The sequence below is a fragment of the Chryseobacterium sp. MEBOG06 genome (assembly GCF_021869765.1).
Lineage (GTDB): Bacteria > Bacteroidota > Bacteroidia > Flavobacteriales > Weeksellaceae > Chryseobacterium.
Genome location: NZ_CP084580.1, coordinates 4,541,481 through 4,556,293, shown reverse-complemented (window position 1 = coordinate 4,556,293; position 14,813 = coordinate 4,541,481). Strand labels below are relative to the sequence as shown.

Annotated in this window: 11 protein-coding genes; all 11 read left to right on the top strand. The window is 37.1% G+C overall.

What is annotated here, in order from left to right:
• Nucleotide 1: 1 nt before the first annotated feature.
• On the top strand, nt 2-670 hold the full coding sequence (locus tag LF887_RS20810) for a hypothetical protein (RefSeq protein ID WP_236856188.1): 669 nt from the start codon (nt 2-4) through the stop codon (nt 668-670).
• Between the two features lie 370 nt (nt 671-1,040).
• On the top strand, nt 1,041-1,484 hold the full coding sequence (gene rplK, locus LF887_RS20805; protein ID WP_236856187.1) for a 50S ribosomal protein L11: 444 nt from the start codon (nt 1,041-1,043) through the stop codon (nt 1,482-1,484).
• Nucleotides 1,485-1,495: 11 nt separating this feature from the next.
• The gene (rplA, locus tag LF887_RS20800; protein WP_236856186.1) at nt 1,496-2,188 is read left to right on the top strand and encodes a 50S ribosomal protein L1; all 693 of its coding nucleotides are present in this window, start codon (nt 1,496-1,498) and stop codon (nt 2,186-2,188) included.
• Nucleotides 2,189-2,205: 17 nt separating this feature from the next.
• Nucleotides 2,206-2,793: a 50S ribosomal protein L10 gene (gene rplJ, locus LF887_RS20795; protein ID WP_236856185.1), complete on the top strand. Its 588-nt coding sequence runs from the start codon at nt 2,206-2,208 to the stop codon at nt 2,791-2,793.
• A 46-nt stretch (nt 2,794-2,839) separates the two neighbouring features.
• Nucleotides 2,840-3,205, top strand: a complete 366-nt coding sequence (gene rplL, locus LF887_RS20790; RefSeq protein WP_236856184.1) for a 50S ribosomal protein L7/L12 — start codon at nt 2,840-2,842, stop codon at nt 3,203-3,205.
• A gap of 879 nt (nt 3,206-4,084) precedes the next feature.
• Nucleotides 4,085-7,906 (top strand): DNA-directed RNA polymerase subunit beta, encoded by a 3,822-nt coding sequence (rpoB, locus tag LF887_RS20785; RefSeq protein ID WP_236856183.1) that lies wholly within the window; start codon nt 4,085-4,087, stop codon nt 7,904-7,906.
• Between the two features lie 82 nt (nt 7,907-7,988).
• Nucleotides 7,989-12,254, top strand: a complete 4,266-nt coding sequence (gene rpoC / locus LF887_RS20780) for a DNA-directed RNA polymerase subunit beta' (RefSeq protein WP_236856182.1) — start codon at nt 7,989-7,991, stop codon at nt 12,252-12,254.
• 88 nt (nt 12,255-12,342) lie between these two features.
• The gene (locus tag LF887_RS20775; protein WP_027375539.1) at nt 12,343-12,648 is read left to right on the top strand and encodes a DUF3467 domain-containing protein; all 306 of its coding nucleotides are present in this window, start codon (nt 12,343-12,345) and stop codon (nt 12,646-12,648) included.
• Between the two features lie 188 nt (nt 12,649-12,836).
• Nucleotides 12,837-13,487 (top strand): Crp/Fnr family transcriptional regulator, encoded by a 651-nt coding sequence (locus LF887_RS20770; RefSeq protein ID WP_236856181.1) that lies wholly within the window; start codon nt 12,837-12,839, stop codon nt 13,485-13,487.
• Nucleotides 13,488-13,612: 125 nt separating this feature from the next.
• On the top strand, nt 13,613-14,455 hold the full coding sequence (locus LF887_RS20765) for a DUF5777 family beta-barrel protein (RefSeq protein WP_236856180.1): 843 nt from the start codon (nt 13,613-13,615) through the stop codon (nt 14,453-14,455).
• A 1-nt stretch (nt 14,456) separates the two neighbouring features.
• Entirely contained in the window at nt 14,457-14,804 is a 348-nt protein-coding gene (locus LF887_RS20760) for a hypothetical protein (RefSeq protein WP_236856179.1), read from the top strand.
• Nucleotides 14,805-14,813: the final 9 nt, after the last annotated feature.

Below are 14,813 nucleotides of genomic sequence, written 5' to 3'. Positions count from 1 at the left end.
TATGGAAAGAAAATTTTTTATCGCAATAATGATAGGCCTGGGAATATTTTTAAATGCCCAGAAAGGTAAAGTAGGGATTAATACTGCGAGCCCTACTGAGACACTTGAGGTTAATGGTAAAACGTATACAAATTCGTTATATCTAAGAAATCCGGGAGAACCTACAATGTCCGGGGGAAGCTTTTTAGCTACTTCGCAAAATGCGCTTCAGTTGTATGATCCAAATTTGGAAAGCAGCGGATTGTTTAATTATATCAAACTTTCACTTACAGGAGTATCCGGTGACGGACTGACAGATTATGATACGAAGATAGATGCTAATAATTTCATGGTAGTATTACATAATTATTCCTTCAGAACCAGTGATAACTCTACCAATGTTATGCTTGACTACGGGAATAATGGCGTTAATGACAATAAGCAGGGCTCGCCGGATGTAGTAGCTTTCAAAAGTAATGGAACATGGCATATCAGAGCAAAATTTACTGATAGCAGAATTGTTGCCACTAATACAAGCACTCCGTCCAGAAGCTATAACGACTTTACGATAGACCTCTACCTTATGGCTTATAAAAGACTGATTACAAAACAAAATATCGGTGATATAAATACTGATCTGGGAGGAACTGATGGTTCTACGAAGGCTGTCAATAAACCATCAGGTTTTTAACAAGTATAGTATACTTTGACATTTTAAAAAGACTGTCTCTGCTTTGAGACGGTCTTTCTTTTTCCCAGACAGGGGGTACATTTCTTTAAAAGTATTATTAATTCAGGATTTCTATTTTAAATGGAAGAATCAGACGCAGAAATCAAATATTCGGAGAAGGAAAAAAATAAATGATCTGAAAAATTTAGAACCTCTGTTTTTCAGATATTTTTTCTAAACTTTTTAAAAATCAGTAATTTCCGTTTGCTATTTCAAAAATATTTCATAATTTTGCAGTCCGAAAAGTAGGTTTATTGTTATGTGAGTGCATAACCTGCTGAATAATAAATGCTTCCAAACTCATTAATTATTCAAATTTAAAAAACAAACAATGGCTAAGAAAGTCTTTAAAATGGTAAAGCTTCAGGTGAAAGGTGGCGCAGCTAACCCTTCTCCACCAGTAGGTCCAGCATTGGGTTCTGCAGGTGTGAACATCATGGAGTTTTGTAAGCAATTTAACGGAAGAACCCAAGATAAGCCAGGGCAAGTTTTACCTGTAGTAATTACAGTATACGAAGACAAATCTTTTGAATTCGTTATTAAAACTCCACCTGCAGCGATCCAGCTAATGGATGCCGCTAAGATCAAGGGAGGTTCCGGTGAACCGAATAGAAACAAAGTAGGTTCTGTATCTTGGGATCAAGTGAAGAAAATCGCTGAAGATAAGATGACAGATCTTAACTGCTTTACAATCGATTCTGCTCTTTCTATGGTTGCAGGTACTGCTAGATCTATGGGATTAAAAGTAACAGGAGCTAAACCAACTAACGCTTAAAACTTAAAGAAATGGCAAAATTAACTAAAAAGCAAAAGGAAGCTTTAAGCAAAGTAGAAAAAGGAAGAATCTATAACCTTGAAGAAGGTTCAGCTCTTGTAAAAGAAGTGAACACTACAAAGTTTGATGCTTCAGTAGATATCGCTGTAAGATTAGGTGTAGACCCAAGAAAAGCAAACCAAATGGTAAGAGGTGTTGTATCTCTTCCTCACGGTACTGGTAAAGATGTTAAAGTATTAGCTCTTGTAACGCCAGATAAAGAAGCAGAAGCTAAAGCTGCTGGTGCTGATTATGTAGGTCTTGACGAATATTTACAAAAAATAAAAGAAGGTTGGACAGATGTTGACGTTATCGTTACTATGCCAGCTGTTATGGGTAAATTAGGTCCATTAGGTAGAGTATTAGGTCCAAGAGGTCTAATGCCTAACCCTAAATCAGGAACTGTAACAATGGAAATTGGTAAAGCAGTTGCTGAAGTAAAAGCTGGTAAAATTGACTTCAAAGTAGACAAGTATGGTATTATCCATGCTGGTATCGGTAAAGTATCTTTCGATGCTGCTAAGATTAAAGAAAATGCTCAGGAGCTAATCCAGACATTGGTTAAAATGAAGCCGACTGCTGCTAAAGGAACTTACGTGAAAAGCATTTACTTGTCTTCTACAATGAGCCCAGGTATTGCAATCGATACTAAATCTGTTAACTAATATAAATCCTTAAGACAATGACAAAAGACCAAAAAGTTGTAGCAATACAAGAGATCAAAGACTTGCTTCAGGATGCAAAAGTAGTATACGTAGCAGATCTAGACGGACTGAACGCTGCTAAATCTTCTGACTTCAGAAGACAAGCTTTCAAACAAAATATCAAAATAAAAGTGGTGAAAAATACACTTTTACAGAAAGCAATGGAACAAATCGAAGGAGTAGATTACTCTGAAATGTTCCAGACTTTTAAAGGAAACTCTGCATTAATGATTTCTGAGACTGCAAACGGTCCTGCAAAATTAATCCAAGGTTTCAGAAAGAAAGAAGATAAGCCAGCTTTAAAGTCTGCTTACCTTCAGGAAACTTTCTATGTTGGAGACGAAAACTTAACTGCACTTGCTAACATCAAGTCTAGAGAAGAAATGATCGGAGAAATCATCGGATTACTTCAATCTCCAATTCAAAGAGTTGTTTCTGCTCTTCAAAACAAATCTGAAACTGTAGAAGCTAAAGCTGAAGAGGCTGCTGCTCCTGCTGTAGAAGAAACTCCTGCTGAAGCTCCAGAAGCTGCTGCAGAAAGCACTGAAGAAACAAGTGCTGAATAATTATACTCAAAAAATTAAATAAATAATCAACAAAAACATTACAACAATGTCAGATTTAAAAAATTTAGCTGAAACGCTAGTAAACCTAACTGTAAAAGACGTAAACGAATTAGCTGCTATCCTTAAGGATGAGTACGGAATTGAGCCTGCTGCTGCTGCTGTAGTAATGGCTGGTCCTGGTGCTGAAGCTGCTGAAGAAAAGACTGAATTCGACGTAATTCTTAAGTCTGCAGGTGCATCTAAATTAGCTATCGTTAAATTAGTAAAAGATTTAACTGGTGCTGGTCTTAAAGAAGCTAAAGACATCGTAGATGGAGCTCCTGCTGCTATCAAAGAAGGTGTTTCTAAAGACGAAGCTGAAGCTCTTAAGAAGCAATTAGAAGAAGCTGGTGCTGAAGTAGAAGTTAAATAATTTCAATTTCACTACACATATAGAAGCCCGGGCAAAATGCCCGGGCTTTCTTTTTTTTGTGCATTCTCGATATTCTGTTGCTAGTGCCTTTAATAGAAAGAAAAGTGATGGGCTTGATAATTATTTTAATGCGTAGAATAATACCAATAAAGGCAGGTAAAGAAAGAATTGATTTCATTGATTCTCTTCAAGCTATGGTGTCTTGCAAAGCGGCATTAGGAACAGGATCACATTTCTTAGTGTTAAAAAAGACATCATGGACATATTAATTACCCGCGAAGTATATATTGTTTCTGTTTTACAGATCTTTAAATTTAATAAAGGTAATGGTAGTGATGCTTCTGTACTGTCTGCAATAGTTTGAATCGTTAAAATAGAATGTCAGTCAAGTATAAAATTTTATAAGGCTATTGTGAAATAATAAGAAGAAAACTGAATGTAGATAATAGCTGGCTGGTTTTCGAGCTGCCTGCTGTATTTTTAATGTCCTCAAAATGAGAGGATTTATTTGTTATTGTGGATAACTTTTCGTATATTTGCCCCTCTTTTGGCGCTAAAAATTGTTTATAATTTTATAAAATACAGAAAATCAACTCTTTCATTGTTTAAATCATGAAGGGGATTTTGTATATTATGGATATTGTAGTAATACTGCCTCAAAAGTAATAAAAATATTTTGCATTACACTGTGAAAAGATATACCAGTGTTGCAGTTAGGAATCAGATAAAAGACCTAAAGACCCTATAATGAAGAACAAAGACCGATAATTGCGCCAAAATTTTCTTTACTTTTTCTTTTTTATGACTTCTTTTACCTTTTTCTCTCCTGATATTTTTTTAATAAATCAAAATATTTTTTAACCCTTTCTTAAAAGTTTTATGAGTAAAACAAAATCAACAACTCAAGGAAATCCGAGAATTAATTTCTCATCAGCGAAAGGAAAAATTATCACTCCTGACTTTTTGGATATCCAAATTGAGTCTTTCAGAGAATTTTTCCAGCTTGATACACTTCCTGAAGCCAGAAAGACAGAAGCTCTTTACAAGACTTTCCAAGAGAATTTCCCAATTACGGATTCAAGAAATCAATTCGTATTAGAATTCTTAGACTATCTGGTAGATTCTCCACGTTATTCAATCGATGAGTGTGTGGAAAGAGGACTTACTTATTCAGTTCCTCTAAAAGCAAGACTTAAATTGTATTGTACTGATCCGGAACACGAAGATTTCCAAACTGTGGTTCAGGATGTATATTTAGGTCCGGTTCCTTATATGACGCCAAGTGGATCTTTCATCATCAATGGTGCAGAAAGAGTTATTGTTACGCAGCTTCACCGTTCACCTGGTGTATTCTTCGGACAGACTTATCACGCTAACGGAACCAAACTTTATTATTCAAGAATTATTCCTTTCAAAGGATCTTGGATGGAATTTACAACGGATATCAACAGCGTAATGTACGCGTATATCGACCGTAAGAAAAAGTTACCATTAACAACTTTGTTAAGAGCTATCGGATACGAATCTGACAAGGATATCCTTCAGATCTTTGACCTTGCTGAAGAAGTGAAAGTTTCTAAAGCTGCCCTTAAGAAAGTGGAAGGGAGAACATTGGCTGCGAGAGTATTGAACACTTGGTTCGAAGATTTCGTAGACGAAGATACAGGTGAAGTAGTTTCTATTGAAAGAAACGAAATCATCTTAGATAGAGAAACTATTCTTGAAAAAGAACATTTAGATCTTATCTTGGATGCTGGTGTTAAATCTATCTTGATTCACAAAGAAAACAGCAATGAATTCTCTATCATCCAGAATACATTACAAAAAGACCCTACAAACTCTGAAAAAGAAGCTGTAGAGTATATTTATCGTCAGTTAAGAAATGCAGATCCACCAGATGAGGAAACTGCAAGAGGAATTATTGAAAAACTATTCTTCTCTGAGCAAAGATACTCTCTTGGTGAAGTAGGACGTTACAGATTGAATAAAAAATTAAGTCTTAACATCCCAACTACAACTGAGGTTCTTACTAAAGAAGATATCATTGCAATTGTAAGACACTTAATTGAGTTAGTAAACTCAAAAACTGATGTTGATGATATTGACCACTTATCAAACAGAAGAATTAAAACTGTTGGTGAGCAATTAGCAGGACAGTTCGGAGTAGGTCTTTCAAGAATTGCAAGAACAATCAAGGAAAGAATGAACGTTAGAGATAACGAAATCTTTACTCCGCTTGATCTTGTAAATGCAAAGACATTAACATCTGTAATTAACTCATTCTTTGGTACCAACCAGCTTTCTCAGTTCATGGACCAAACCAACCCACTATCAGAGATCACTCACAAGAGAAGATTATCTGCACTAGGGCCTGGTGGTTTATCAAGAGAAAGAGCAGGTTTCGAGGTTCGTGACGTTCACCATACCCACTACGGTAGAATTTGTCCAATTGAAACTCCGGAAGGACCAAACATTGGTTTGATTTCATCTTTGGGTATTTATGCGAAAATCAACAGATTAGGTTTCATCGAAACTCCGTATAGAAAAGTAGAAGGTGGTAAGATTGAACTTAATTCTGATCCTATCTACTTAAATGCAGAAGACGAAGAAGATAAAGTAATTGCCCAGGCAAACGTTGAATTGAGCGATAACGGAGACTTCTTAACAGATAGAATTATTGCAAGATTAGATGGTGACTACCCGGTAGTTGAGCCAGCTCAGGTTAACCTTATCGATGTTGCACCAAACCAGATTTCTGGTATTTCCGCTTCATTAATTCCATTCTTGGAGCATGATGATGCGAACCGTGCATTGATGGGATCTAACATGATGCGTCAGGCCGTTCCTCTATTGAAGCCACAGGCTCCAATCGTTGGTACAGGGCTTGAGCAGCAAGTTGCAAGAGATTCTAGAATCTTAATTAACGCTGAAGGAACAGGTACTGTACAGTACGTAGATGCTGACAGAATCATTATTAAATATGAAAGAAGCGATGACGAAGATTTAGTACAATTCGAGTCTGCTACTAAAACATATAAACTTACTAAGTTTAGAAAAACTAACCAGAGTACAACAATTACCCTAAGACCAAACGTAAGAGTAGGTGATGTAGTGGAGAAAGGACAGGTACTTTGCGACGGTTATGCTACTGAAAAAGGAGAATTAGCTCTTGGTAGAAACTTAGTGGTAGCCTTCATGCCTTGGAAAGGATACAACTTTGAGGATGCAATCGTAATCAACGAAAAAGTTGTACGTGAAGACTGGTTTACTTCAATTCACGTGGATGAGTACTCTCTGGAAGTTCGTGATACCAAATTAGGTATGGAAGAGCTTACCGCTGATATTCCAAACGTTTCTGAAGAAGCTACTAAAGATCTTGACGAGAACGGTATGATCAGAATCGGTGCTGAAGTGAAGCCTGGAGATATCATGATTGGTAAAATTACTCCAAAAGGTGAATCTGATCCGACTCCTGAAGAAAAACTTCTTAGAGCAATCTTCGGTGATAAAGCTGGTGATGTAAAAGATGCATCATTAAAAGCAGACTCTTCATTAAGAGGAGTTGTTATCAACAAGAAATTGTTCTCAAGAAACATTAAAGACAAAAAGAAAAGAACTGAAGAAAAACTTAAACTTGAAGAGATTGAAAACACTTACAAGGCTAAGTTTGACGAGTTGAGAAATACTTTAATTGAAAAATTAAATACACTGGTAAGCGGTAAAACTTCTCAAGGGGTACAAAATGACCTTGATGAGGAAATTATCGGTAAAGGGGTGAAGTTCACTCACAGATTATTGACTTCAGTTGAAGATTATGTAAACGTTAGTGGTGCAGACTGGACAGTTGATGCTGATAAGAATGAATTGATCAAACAATTAATTCACAATTACAAAATCAAATATAACGACATCCAGGGAGTTAAAAACCGTGAGAAATTTGCAATTTCAATCGGAGATGAGCTTCCAGCTGGTATCATGAAGTTGGCTAAAGTTTATATCGCTAAGAAACGTAAACTGAATGTAGGAGATAAAATGGCTGGACGTCACGGTAACAAAGGTATCGTTTCAAGAATCGTTCGTGAAGAAGATATGCCATTCCTTGAAGACGGAACACCAGTAGATATCGTACTGAATCCACTAGGGGTACCTTCTCGTATGAACATCGGTCAGATTTATGAAACAGTTCTTGGATGGGCTGGTCAAAAATTAGGATTGAAGTTCGCTACACCAATCTTTGACGGAGCAACTCTTGATCAGATTACTGAGTACACTGAGAAAGCAGGTCTTCCTAAATTCGGTCACACTCACCTTTATGATGGGGGTACCGGAGAAAGATTTACACAGGCTGCAACAGTTGGTATCATCTATATGTTGAAACTAGGGCACATGGTTGATGACAAAATGCACGCTCGTTCTATCGGTCCTTACTCATTGATTACTCAGCAGCCGTTAGGAGGTAAAGCTCAGTTCGGAGGTCAGAGATTCGGAGAGATGGAGGTTTGGGCACTTGAAGCATTCGGTGCATCAAACATCTTGAGAGAAATCCTGACTGTGAAGTCGGATGACGTGATTGGTAGAGCAAAAACTTATGAAGCAATTGCAAAAGGTGAATCTATGCCTGAACCAGGTATTCCAGAATCATTTAATGTATTACTTCACGAATTACAAGGACTTGGACTTGATGTAAGACTTGAGGAATAATTTTAAATTTTGAGTGTTGAATTTTGAATCAGTTCAGAATTTATAATCCAGAATTTATAATCCAAAATCTAAAATCTAAAAAATGTCAAATAAAAATAAATCAAGTAGATTTAATAAAATAACCATCGGTTTAGCTTCACCGGAGTCTATTTTACAAGACTCAAGAGGGGAGGTTTTAAAACCGGAAACTATTAACTACAGAACTCACAAGCCTGAAAGAGACGGGCTATTCTGTGAGAAAATCTTTGGTCCTGTAAAGGATTACGAATGTGCTTGTGGTAAGTACAAGAGAATTCGTTACAAAGGGATCGTTTGTGACCGTTGTGGAGTAGAAGTTACTGAGAAAAAAGTAAGAAGAGAGAGAATCGGGCACATTAATCTTGTAGTTCCAATTGCACACATATGGTATTTCCGTTCATTACCAAACAAAATCGGATATCTTTTAGGAATTCCTTCTAAGAAATTAGATATGATCATCTACTACGAAAGATATGTAGTGATCCAACAGGGTATTGCTAAGAAATTAGACGGTTCTGATTTTGATAATATGGAATTCCTTACAGAAGAAGAATACCTTGATATCATGGAAACTCTTCCTGTAGAAAACCAGTATCTTGATGACTCTGATCCAAACAAATTCATCGCCAGAATGGGAGCTGAAGCTGTTGAAGATCTATTAAAAAGAATCGATCTTGATGCATTGTCTTTCGACTTAAGACACAAAGCTCACAATGAAGGTTCTAAGCAAAGAAGAACTGAAGCTCTGAAAAGATTGAACGTTGTAGAAGCATTAAGAGGTGCTAATACAAGAATGATCAACAGACCAGAGTGGATGATTATGCGTGTACTTCCAGTGATCCCACCAGAACTAAGACCACTAGTTCCATTGGATGGAGGACGTTTCGCAACTTCTGACTTAAATGACCTTTATAGAAGAGTTATCATTAGAAACAACCGTTTGAAGAGATTATTGGAGATCAAAGCTCCTGAGGTAATCTTAAGAAACGAGAAGCGTATGCTTCAGGAATCAGTAGATTCATTATTTGATAATACAAGAAAATCTTCTGCAGTAAAATCTGAATCAAACAGACCATTGAAATCACTTTCAGATTCATTGAAAGGTAAGCAAGGTCGTTTCCGTCAGAACTTACTAGGGAAAAGGGTTGACTACTCTGCACGTTCGGTAATTGTTGTAGGTCCAAACTTACAGCTTCACGAGTGTGGTATCCCTAAAGATATGGCAGCTGAACTTTACAAACCGTTTATCATTAGAAAACTAATTGAAAGAGGAATTGTAAAAACAGTAAAATCTGCAAAGAGAATTATTGATAGAAAAGAACCAGTAGTGTATGATATCCTTGAAAATGTGATGAAAGGTCACCCGGTACTATTGAACAGGGCACCTACGCTTCACAGACTTGGTATTCAGGCTTTCCAACCTAAGATGATCGAAGGTAAGGCAATCCAGCTACACCCGTTAGTAACCACTGCATTCAACGCCGATTTCGATGGTGACCAGATGGCGGTACACTTACCGTTAGGACCAGAGGCAATCCTTGAAGCTCAGTTATTGATGTTAGGTTCTCAGAACATCTTGAACCCTGCAAATGGTTCTCCAATTACAGTACCTTCTCAGGACATGGTTCTTGGTCTTTATTTCATGACCAAAGAATTGAGCTCTACAGAAGATATGAAAGTAAAAGGTGAAGGCCTTGCATTCTACTCTCCTGAAGAAGCGGAAATCGCTTATGCTGAAGGTAGAGTTTCTCTAAATGCTAAGGTAAGATGTAGATTACCTATCAAAGAAGATGGAACAATCGTAACACGATTGATTGAAACTTCTGTTGGTAGAATTTTATTCAACCAGATTGTACCTAAGCAGTCAGGGTATATCAATGAACTTCTTACTAAGAAATCATTGAGAAACGTTATCGGTAAGATCCTTGCTGATACAGATTTCCCTACCACTGTGAAGTTCCTTGATGCAATGAAAGACTTAGGGTATTCAAATGCATTCAAAGGAGGTCTTTCATTCTCACTAGGTGACATCGTAGTTCCTGTTGAGAAAAAGCAGATGATTGCTACTTCAATTGAAACTGTAGACGAAATTAGAGCCAACTATAACATGGGTCTGATTACAGATACAGAACGTTATAACCAGGTAATTGACGTTTGGACAAACACCAACGCAGGATTAACTGAAATGATCATGAGCAGAATGAAAACCGACCAAGGTGGTTTCAACTCTGTATACATGATGCTTGACTCTGGAGCAAGGGGTTCTAAAGAACAGATCCGTCAGTTATCAGGGATGAGAGGTTTGATGGCAAAACCGCAAAAAGCAGGTTCTACCGGTGCGGAAATTATCGAAAACCCGATCCTTGCCAACTTTAAAGAAGGTCTTTCAATTCTAGAATACTTTATCTCTACCCACGGTGCCCGTAAAGGTCTTGCGGATACCGCTCTTAAGACAGCCGATGCTGGTTACTTAACGAGAAGATTGGTAGACGTTGCGCAGGACGTTATCGTTACAGAAGACGACTGTGGAACTCTAAGAGGTACAGAAGTTACTGCACTTAAGAAAAATGACGAGATCGTTGAAAGAATATCTGAAAGAATCTTAGGTAGAGTATCTCTTCATAATATCTATGATCCTGAAACTGATGAGCTGATTGCTACAGCAGATCAGGTAATCATCGAAGCATTAGCTAAGAGAATTGAACAAGCTGGACTGGAAGCAGTTGAAGTTCGTTCACCGTTAACTTGTGAAGCTAAGAAAGGTATCTGTGCGAAATGTTATGGTAGAAACCTGGCAACAGGTAAAGTGATCCATATGGGTGAAGCTGTAGGTGTAATTGCAGCTCAGTCAATTGGTGAACCGGGAACTCAGTTAACATTGAGAACTTTCCACCAGGGAGGGGTTTCAACAAACGTTTCTGAAAACCCATCTATTGTGGCTAGAAGAGACGGTATCGTTGAATTGGATGAAGTAAGAACAATTACTTCTGAAGACGAAAACGGTAACACTGCAGAAGTAGTGGTTTCACGTACAACAGAATTCAGGTTGGTTGCTGATAATGACTCTAAAACTCCATTAATGATCGCTAACGTACCGTACGGTGCTATATTAGCTGTGAAACCAGGTGATAGAGTGAAAAAAGGAGATGTTATCTGTAAGTGGGATCCGTATAACGCGGTTATCATTGCAGAAACTGCTGGTAAGGTAGAATATGAAGATATTATCCAGGGTATTTCATTCCAACTTGAAATTGACGAACAAACAGGATTCGAAGAGAAAGTAATCTCTGAATCTAGAAATAAGAAAGCTGTACCTACCCTTAAAGTGGTAGACTCTAAAGGAGTTGAGCAAAAAGCTTACAACTTACCGGTAGGAGCCCACTTAATGGTAAATGATGGTGAAAAAATTAAAGCTGGTAAAGTTTTAATCAAGATCCCAAGAAAAGCTGCAAAAACAGGGGATATCACCGGAGGTCTTCCGAGAGTTACCGAACTATTCGAAGCAAGAAACCCTTCAAACCCAGCGGTTGTAACTGAAATCGACGGGGTAGTTTCTTACGGAAAAATTAAGAGAGGTAACCGAGAATTGATCGTAGAAGCTAAAACTGGAGAAAGAAAAATTTACTTGGTAAAACTTTCTAACCAGATCTTGGTTCAGGAGAATGACTTCGTAAGAGCTGGTTCTCCACTTTCTGACGGTTCTATCACACCGGAAGATATCTTAAGAATTAAAGGTCCAACTGCGGTTCAGGAATACCTAGTAAATGAAATTCAGGAAGTTTACCGTCTACAGGGGGTAAAAATCGACGACAAGCACTTCGAAATCATCGTAAGACAGATGATGACAAAAGTATCTATCGTAGATGGAGGTGATACTCAATTCCTTGAAGGAGCTCTTGAGCATAAATATGACTTCCTTGAAGAAAACAACAGAGTATTCGGTCTTAAAGTAGTAGTAGAGGCTGGTGATTCTAAAGAATTCAAACCAGGTCAGATGATTACTGCAAGAGAATTAAGAGACGAAAACTCTAAGCTTAAGCGTGAAGATCAGGCTTTAGTTGAAGTGAGAGAAGCTTTACCTGCTACAGCAACGCCTGTATTACAGGGTATTACAAGAGCAGCACTTCAAACTAAGTCGTTCATGTCTGCAGCATCATTCCAGGAAACAACTAAGGTTCTTAACGAAGCAGCTGTTGCTGGTAAAGTAGATTATCTTGGTGGTCTGAAAGAAAACGTAATTGTAGGACACAGAATTCCTGCAGGTACAGGTCTTAAAGAGTATCAGAGTGTTATCGTAGGTTCTAAGAAAGAATTCGAAGACCTTAACTAAAATTAATGATTTGAAATTTGGGGTTTGGATTTATTTTTATATTTTCACAATCTCAAATTTCGAATTTTTAAAAACATAATTTATAACAATGGACAACAATCAAAATCCACAAGACGGAAACATCAACATCGAATTAAACGAAATGGTAGCTGCTGGTATCTATGCTAACTTAGCATTGGTAAACCACTCTCCATCTGAATTTGTAGTAGACTTTATTCAGTTGATGCCAGGTGTTCAGCAAGCTAAAGTAAGATCAAGAGTTATTCTTGCTCCACTTCACGCTAAAAGAGTATTAAGTGCTCTTCAGCAGAACATTGCTAACTACGAGCAGCAGTTCGGAGAAATCAAAGAAGTTGAGCCTTTCGTATTAGGAGGAAACAACGTACAAGCTTAAGATTTCTTTTACAATAAAATAGAATGCCCCGGAAAACCGGGGCATTTTTTGTTCATAGCTGCCCATAAGTAATTACAGAAACAAATTGAATTTATCTAATTGTTAATTTTTTTTAATAAAACAAAATTATATAATAACAATATATCAATTTTATATATTTGTTTCAGAAAAAGTAGAAAATATTAAATATGATTGATAACTCATTCGTGGTAAGTAAATTTGGGTTTTTAGGGGCTGATTTCTTGTCTGAACTTGAAAAACACGCTGTTATAATAGATATAAAAGCAAAAACTGAAATTATAAGGGAAGGACAGAAAAATAAGTTTGTTCCTTTCCTGATAAAAGGTTCTATTAAGGTTTTTACACTTAATGACGGACGAGAACTTATCTATTACTATATCAAGCCCAAAGACAGCTGTCTGATGACCTTTTCATCTATTCTGACAGATTATATCAGCAGAGTATATGCTGTTGCTGAAGAAGACTCTAAAGCACTCCTGATTCCCGTTTCTGTCATACATGAATGGCTCATCAGATTTCCGGAGATCAATAAAGTTTTTTACCATGAGTATGACCGTAGGTTTTCAGAAGTTATGAATATGGTGAATGATGCTGTTTTCCACCGATTAGATAAAAGAGTGCTGAACTATATTAAACAACAGATTTCATCCACAGGAAACAATCCTGTCAAGCTAACCCATCGCGAAATTGCAAGCAGTTTAGGTACTTCCAGAGAAGTTGTAAGCCGGGTTATGAAAAAAATTGAAAATGAAGGTGAAATTTTGCAGACCAAGTCAGGAATAAAAGTTCCTGTAAATGAAAATGTTAGAATAGGCTAATTTAAATTGTTTGAAAAGCTTATATCTATTATTGATAAAAACGATTCCCTCGGTGACTTTTATCACCTATTTTTGAATTGAGATCTCTATAAGTTTGTCATATCATAATTTAATTCAAATTGTATATGACAAAAACTCTCTTATTTTTGTCGATACTTTCATCAGGTCTTGTCTTCGCACAGGAAGATCTGCTGAAAGGTATTGACACGGTGAAAACCAGCACAGAAAATTCGCAGCCTGCTTTCAAAGCACTTCAGATTGTTACAGGACAGTCTACGAAATTGGCAGCTAAAAAAGAATGGTATATTATTGTTGCCCACAGATTCGGAGATATAAGTGCCGGATTTAAAGACTTTTTTGGCCTGGATCATGCTTCAACCAAGCTGGGGGTTATCTATGGTATTTCGGATGCTGTCTCAGTGAGTCTGTCCAGAGAAACCAACCTGAAAACCTTTGAAGGAGCAGTGAAATACAGACTGGTAAGGCAAAGTGATAACTTTCCGGTAGATATTGTAGGTTACAATGTAATGGCAACCAATACTGAGCTGAGCAAAGATGCCTATCCCTACCTTAAATTCAGTGACAGGCTTTCTTACCTTACACAGGCATTGATCTCAAGAAGATTCAGTGATAAACTTTCATTACAGCTTACCCCTTCTTACGTTCATAAAAATCTTTATGAGCCCTCTATTGAAAATAAAAATCAGTTTTTGGCAGGCCTTGGAGGTCGCTATAAAATTTCAAAAAGAATTTCTGTAAATGCAGAATACTTTGTGAATTTTGATGATCACAGTTTTTATAAAAATCCTTTATCATTAGGAGTGGATATAGAAACCGGGGGACATGTTTTCCAGCTTTTACTTACAAATTCCCAGATCAATTCTGACATCGGATACCTTACCAATGCGGCAGGAAATTGGGGAAAAGGACATATTTTCTTTGGGTTTAATCTTTATAGAGTTTTTTAATATGAAAAAGTTAACATTATTACTGCTAGCATCAGCAGCAACTCTACTGATAGCCTGTGAGAGTACAACTTACGAAGAGATTTCAGATAACACACCCATTATAGTACCGGTAAAATATACAGAAGACATAAAACCGATTATGGATAATAACTGTGTAAGCTGTCATTCTGCGGCAAGCTTTAAACCACTGGTTACTTATGATCAGGTGAAAAATAATATTGACGGAATTCTGGACCGTATCCAAAGAGCCAATGGTGTTCCCGGAAAAATGCCTCAGGGAGGTTCGCTGTCTGCAACACAGGTTAATATTTTTATAAAATGGAAAACAGACGGATTAACGGAAAATTAAAAAAATTAA

Coding starts and splice junctions, on each gene's coding strand:
- LF887_RS20810 (WP_236856188.1), top strand. CDS start 2: ATGGAAAGAAAATTTTTTATCGCAATAATGATAGGCCTGGGAATATTT.
- rplK (WP_236856187.1), top strand. CDS start 1,041: ATGGCTAAGAAAGTCTTTAAAATGGTAAAGCTTCAGGTGAAAGGTGGC.
- rplA (WP_236856186.1), top strand. CDS start 1,496: ATGGCAAAATTAACTAAAAAGCAAAAGGAAGCTTTAAGCAAAGTAGAA.
- rplJ (WP_236856185.1), top strand. CDS start 2,206: ATGACAAAAGACCAAAAAGTTGTAGCAATACAAGAGATCAAAGACTTG.
- rplL (WP_236856184.1), top strand. CDS start 2,840: ATGTCAGATTTAAAAAATTTAGCTGAAACGCTAGTAAACCTAACTGTA.
- rpoB (WP_236856183.1), top strand. CDS start 4,085: ATGAGTAAAACAAAATCAACAACTCAAGGAAATCCGAGAATTAATTTC.
- rpoC (WP_236856182.1), top strand. CDS start 7,989: ATGTCAAATAAAAATAAATCAAGTAGATTTAATAAAATAACCATCGGT.
- LF887_RS20775 (WP_027375539.1), top strand. CDS start 12,343: ATGGACAACAATCAAAATCCACAAGACGGAAACATCAACATCGAATTA.
- LF887_RS20770 (WP_236856181.1), top strand. CDS start 12,837: ATGATTGATAACTCATTCGTGGTAAGTAAATTTGGGTTTTTAGGGGCT.
- LF887_RS20765 (WP_236856180.1), top strand. CDS start 13,613: ATGACAAAAACTCTCTTATTTTTGTCGATACTTTCATCAGGTCTTGTC.
- LF887_RS20760 (WP_236856179.1), top strand. CDS start 14,457: ATGAAAAAGTTAACATTATTACTGCTAGCATCAGCAGCAACTCTACTG.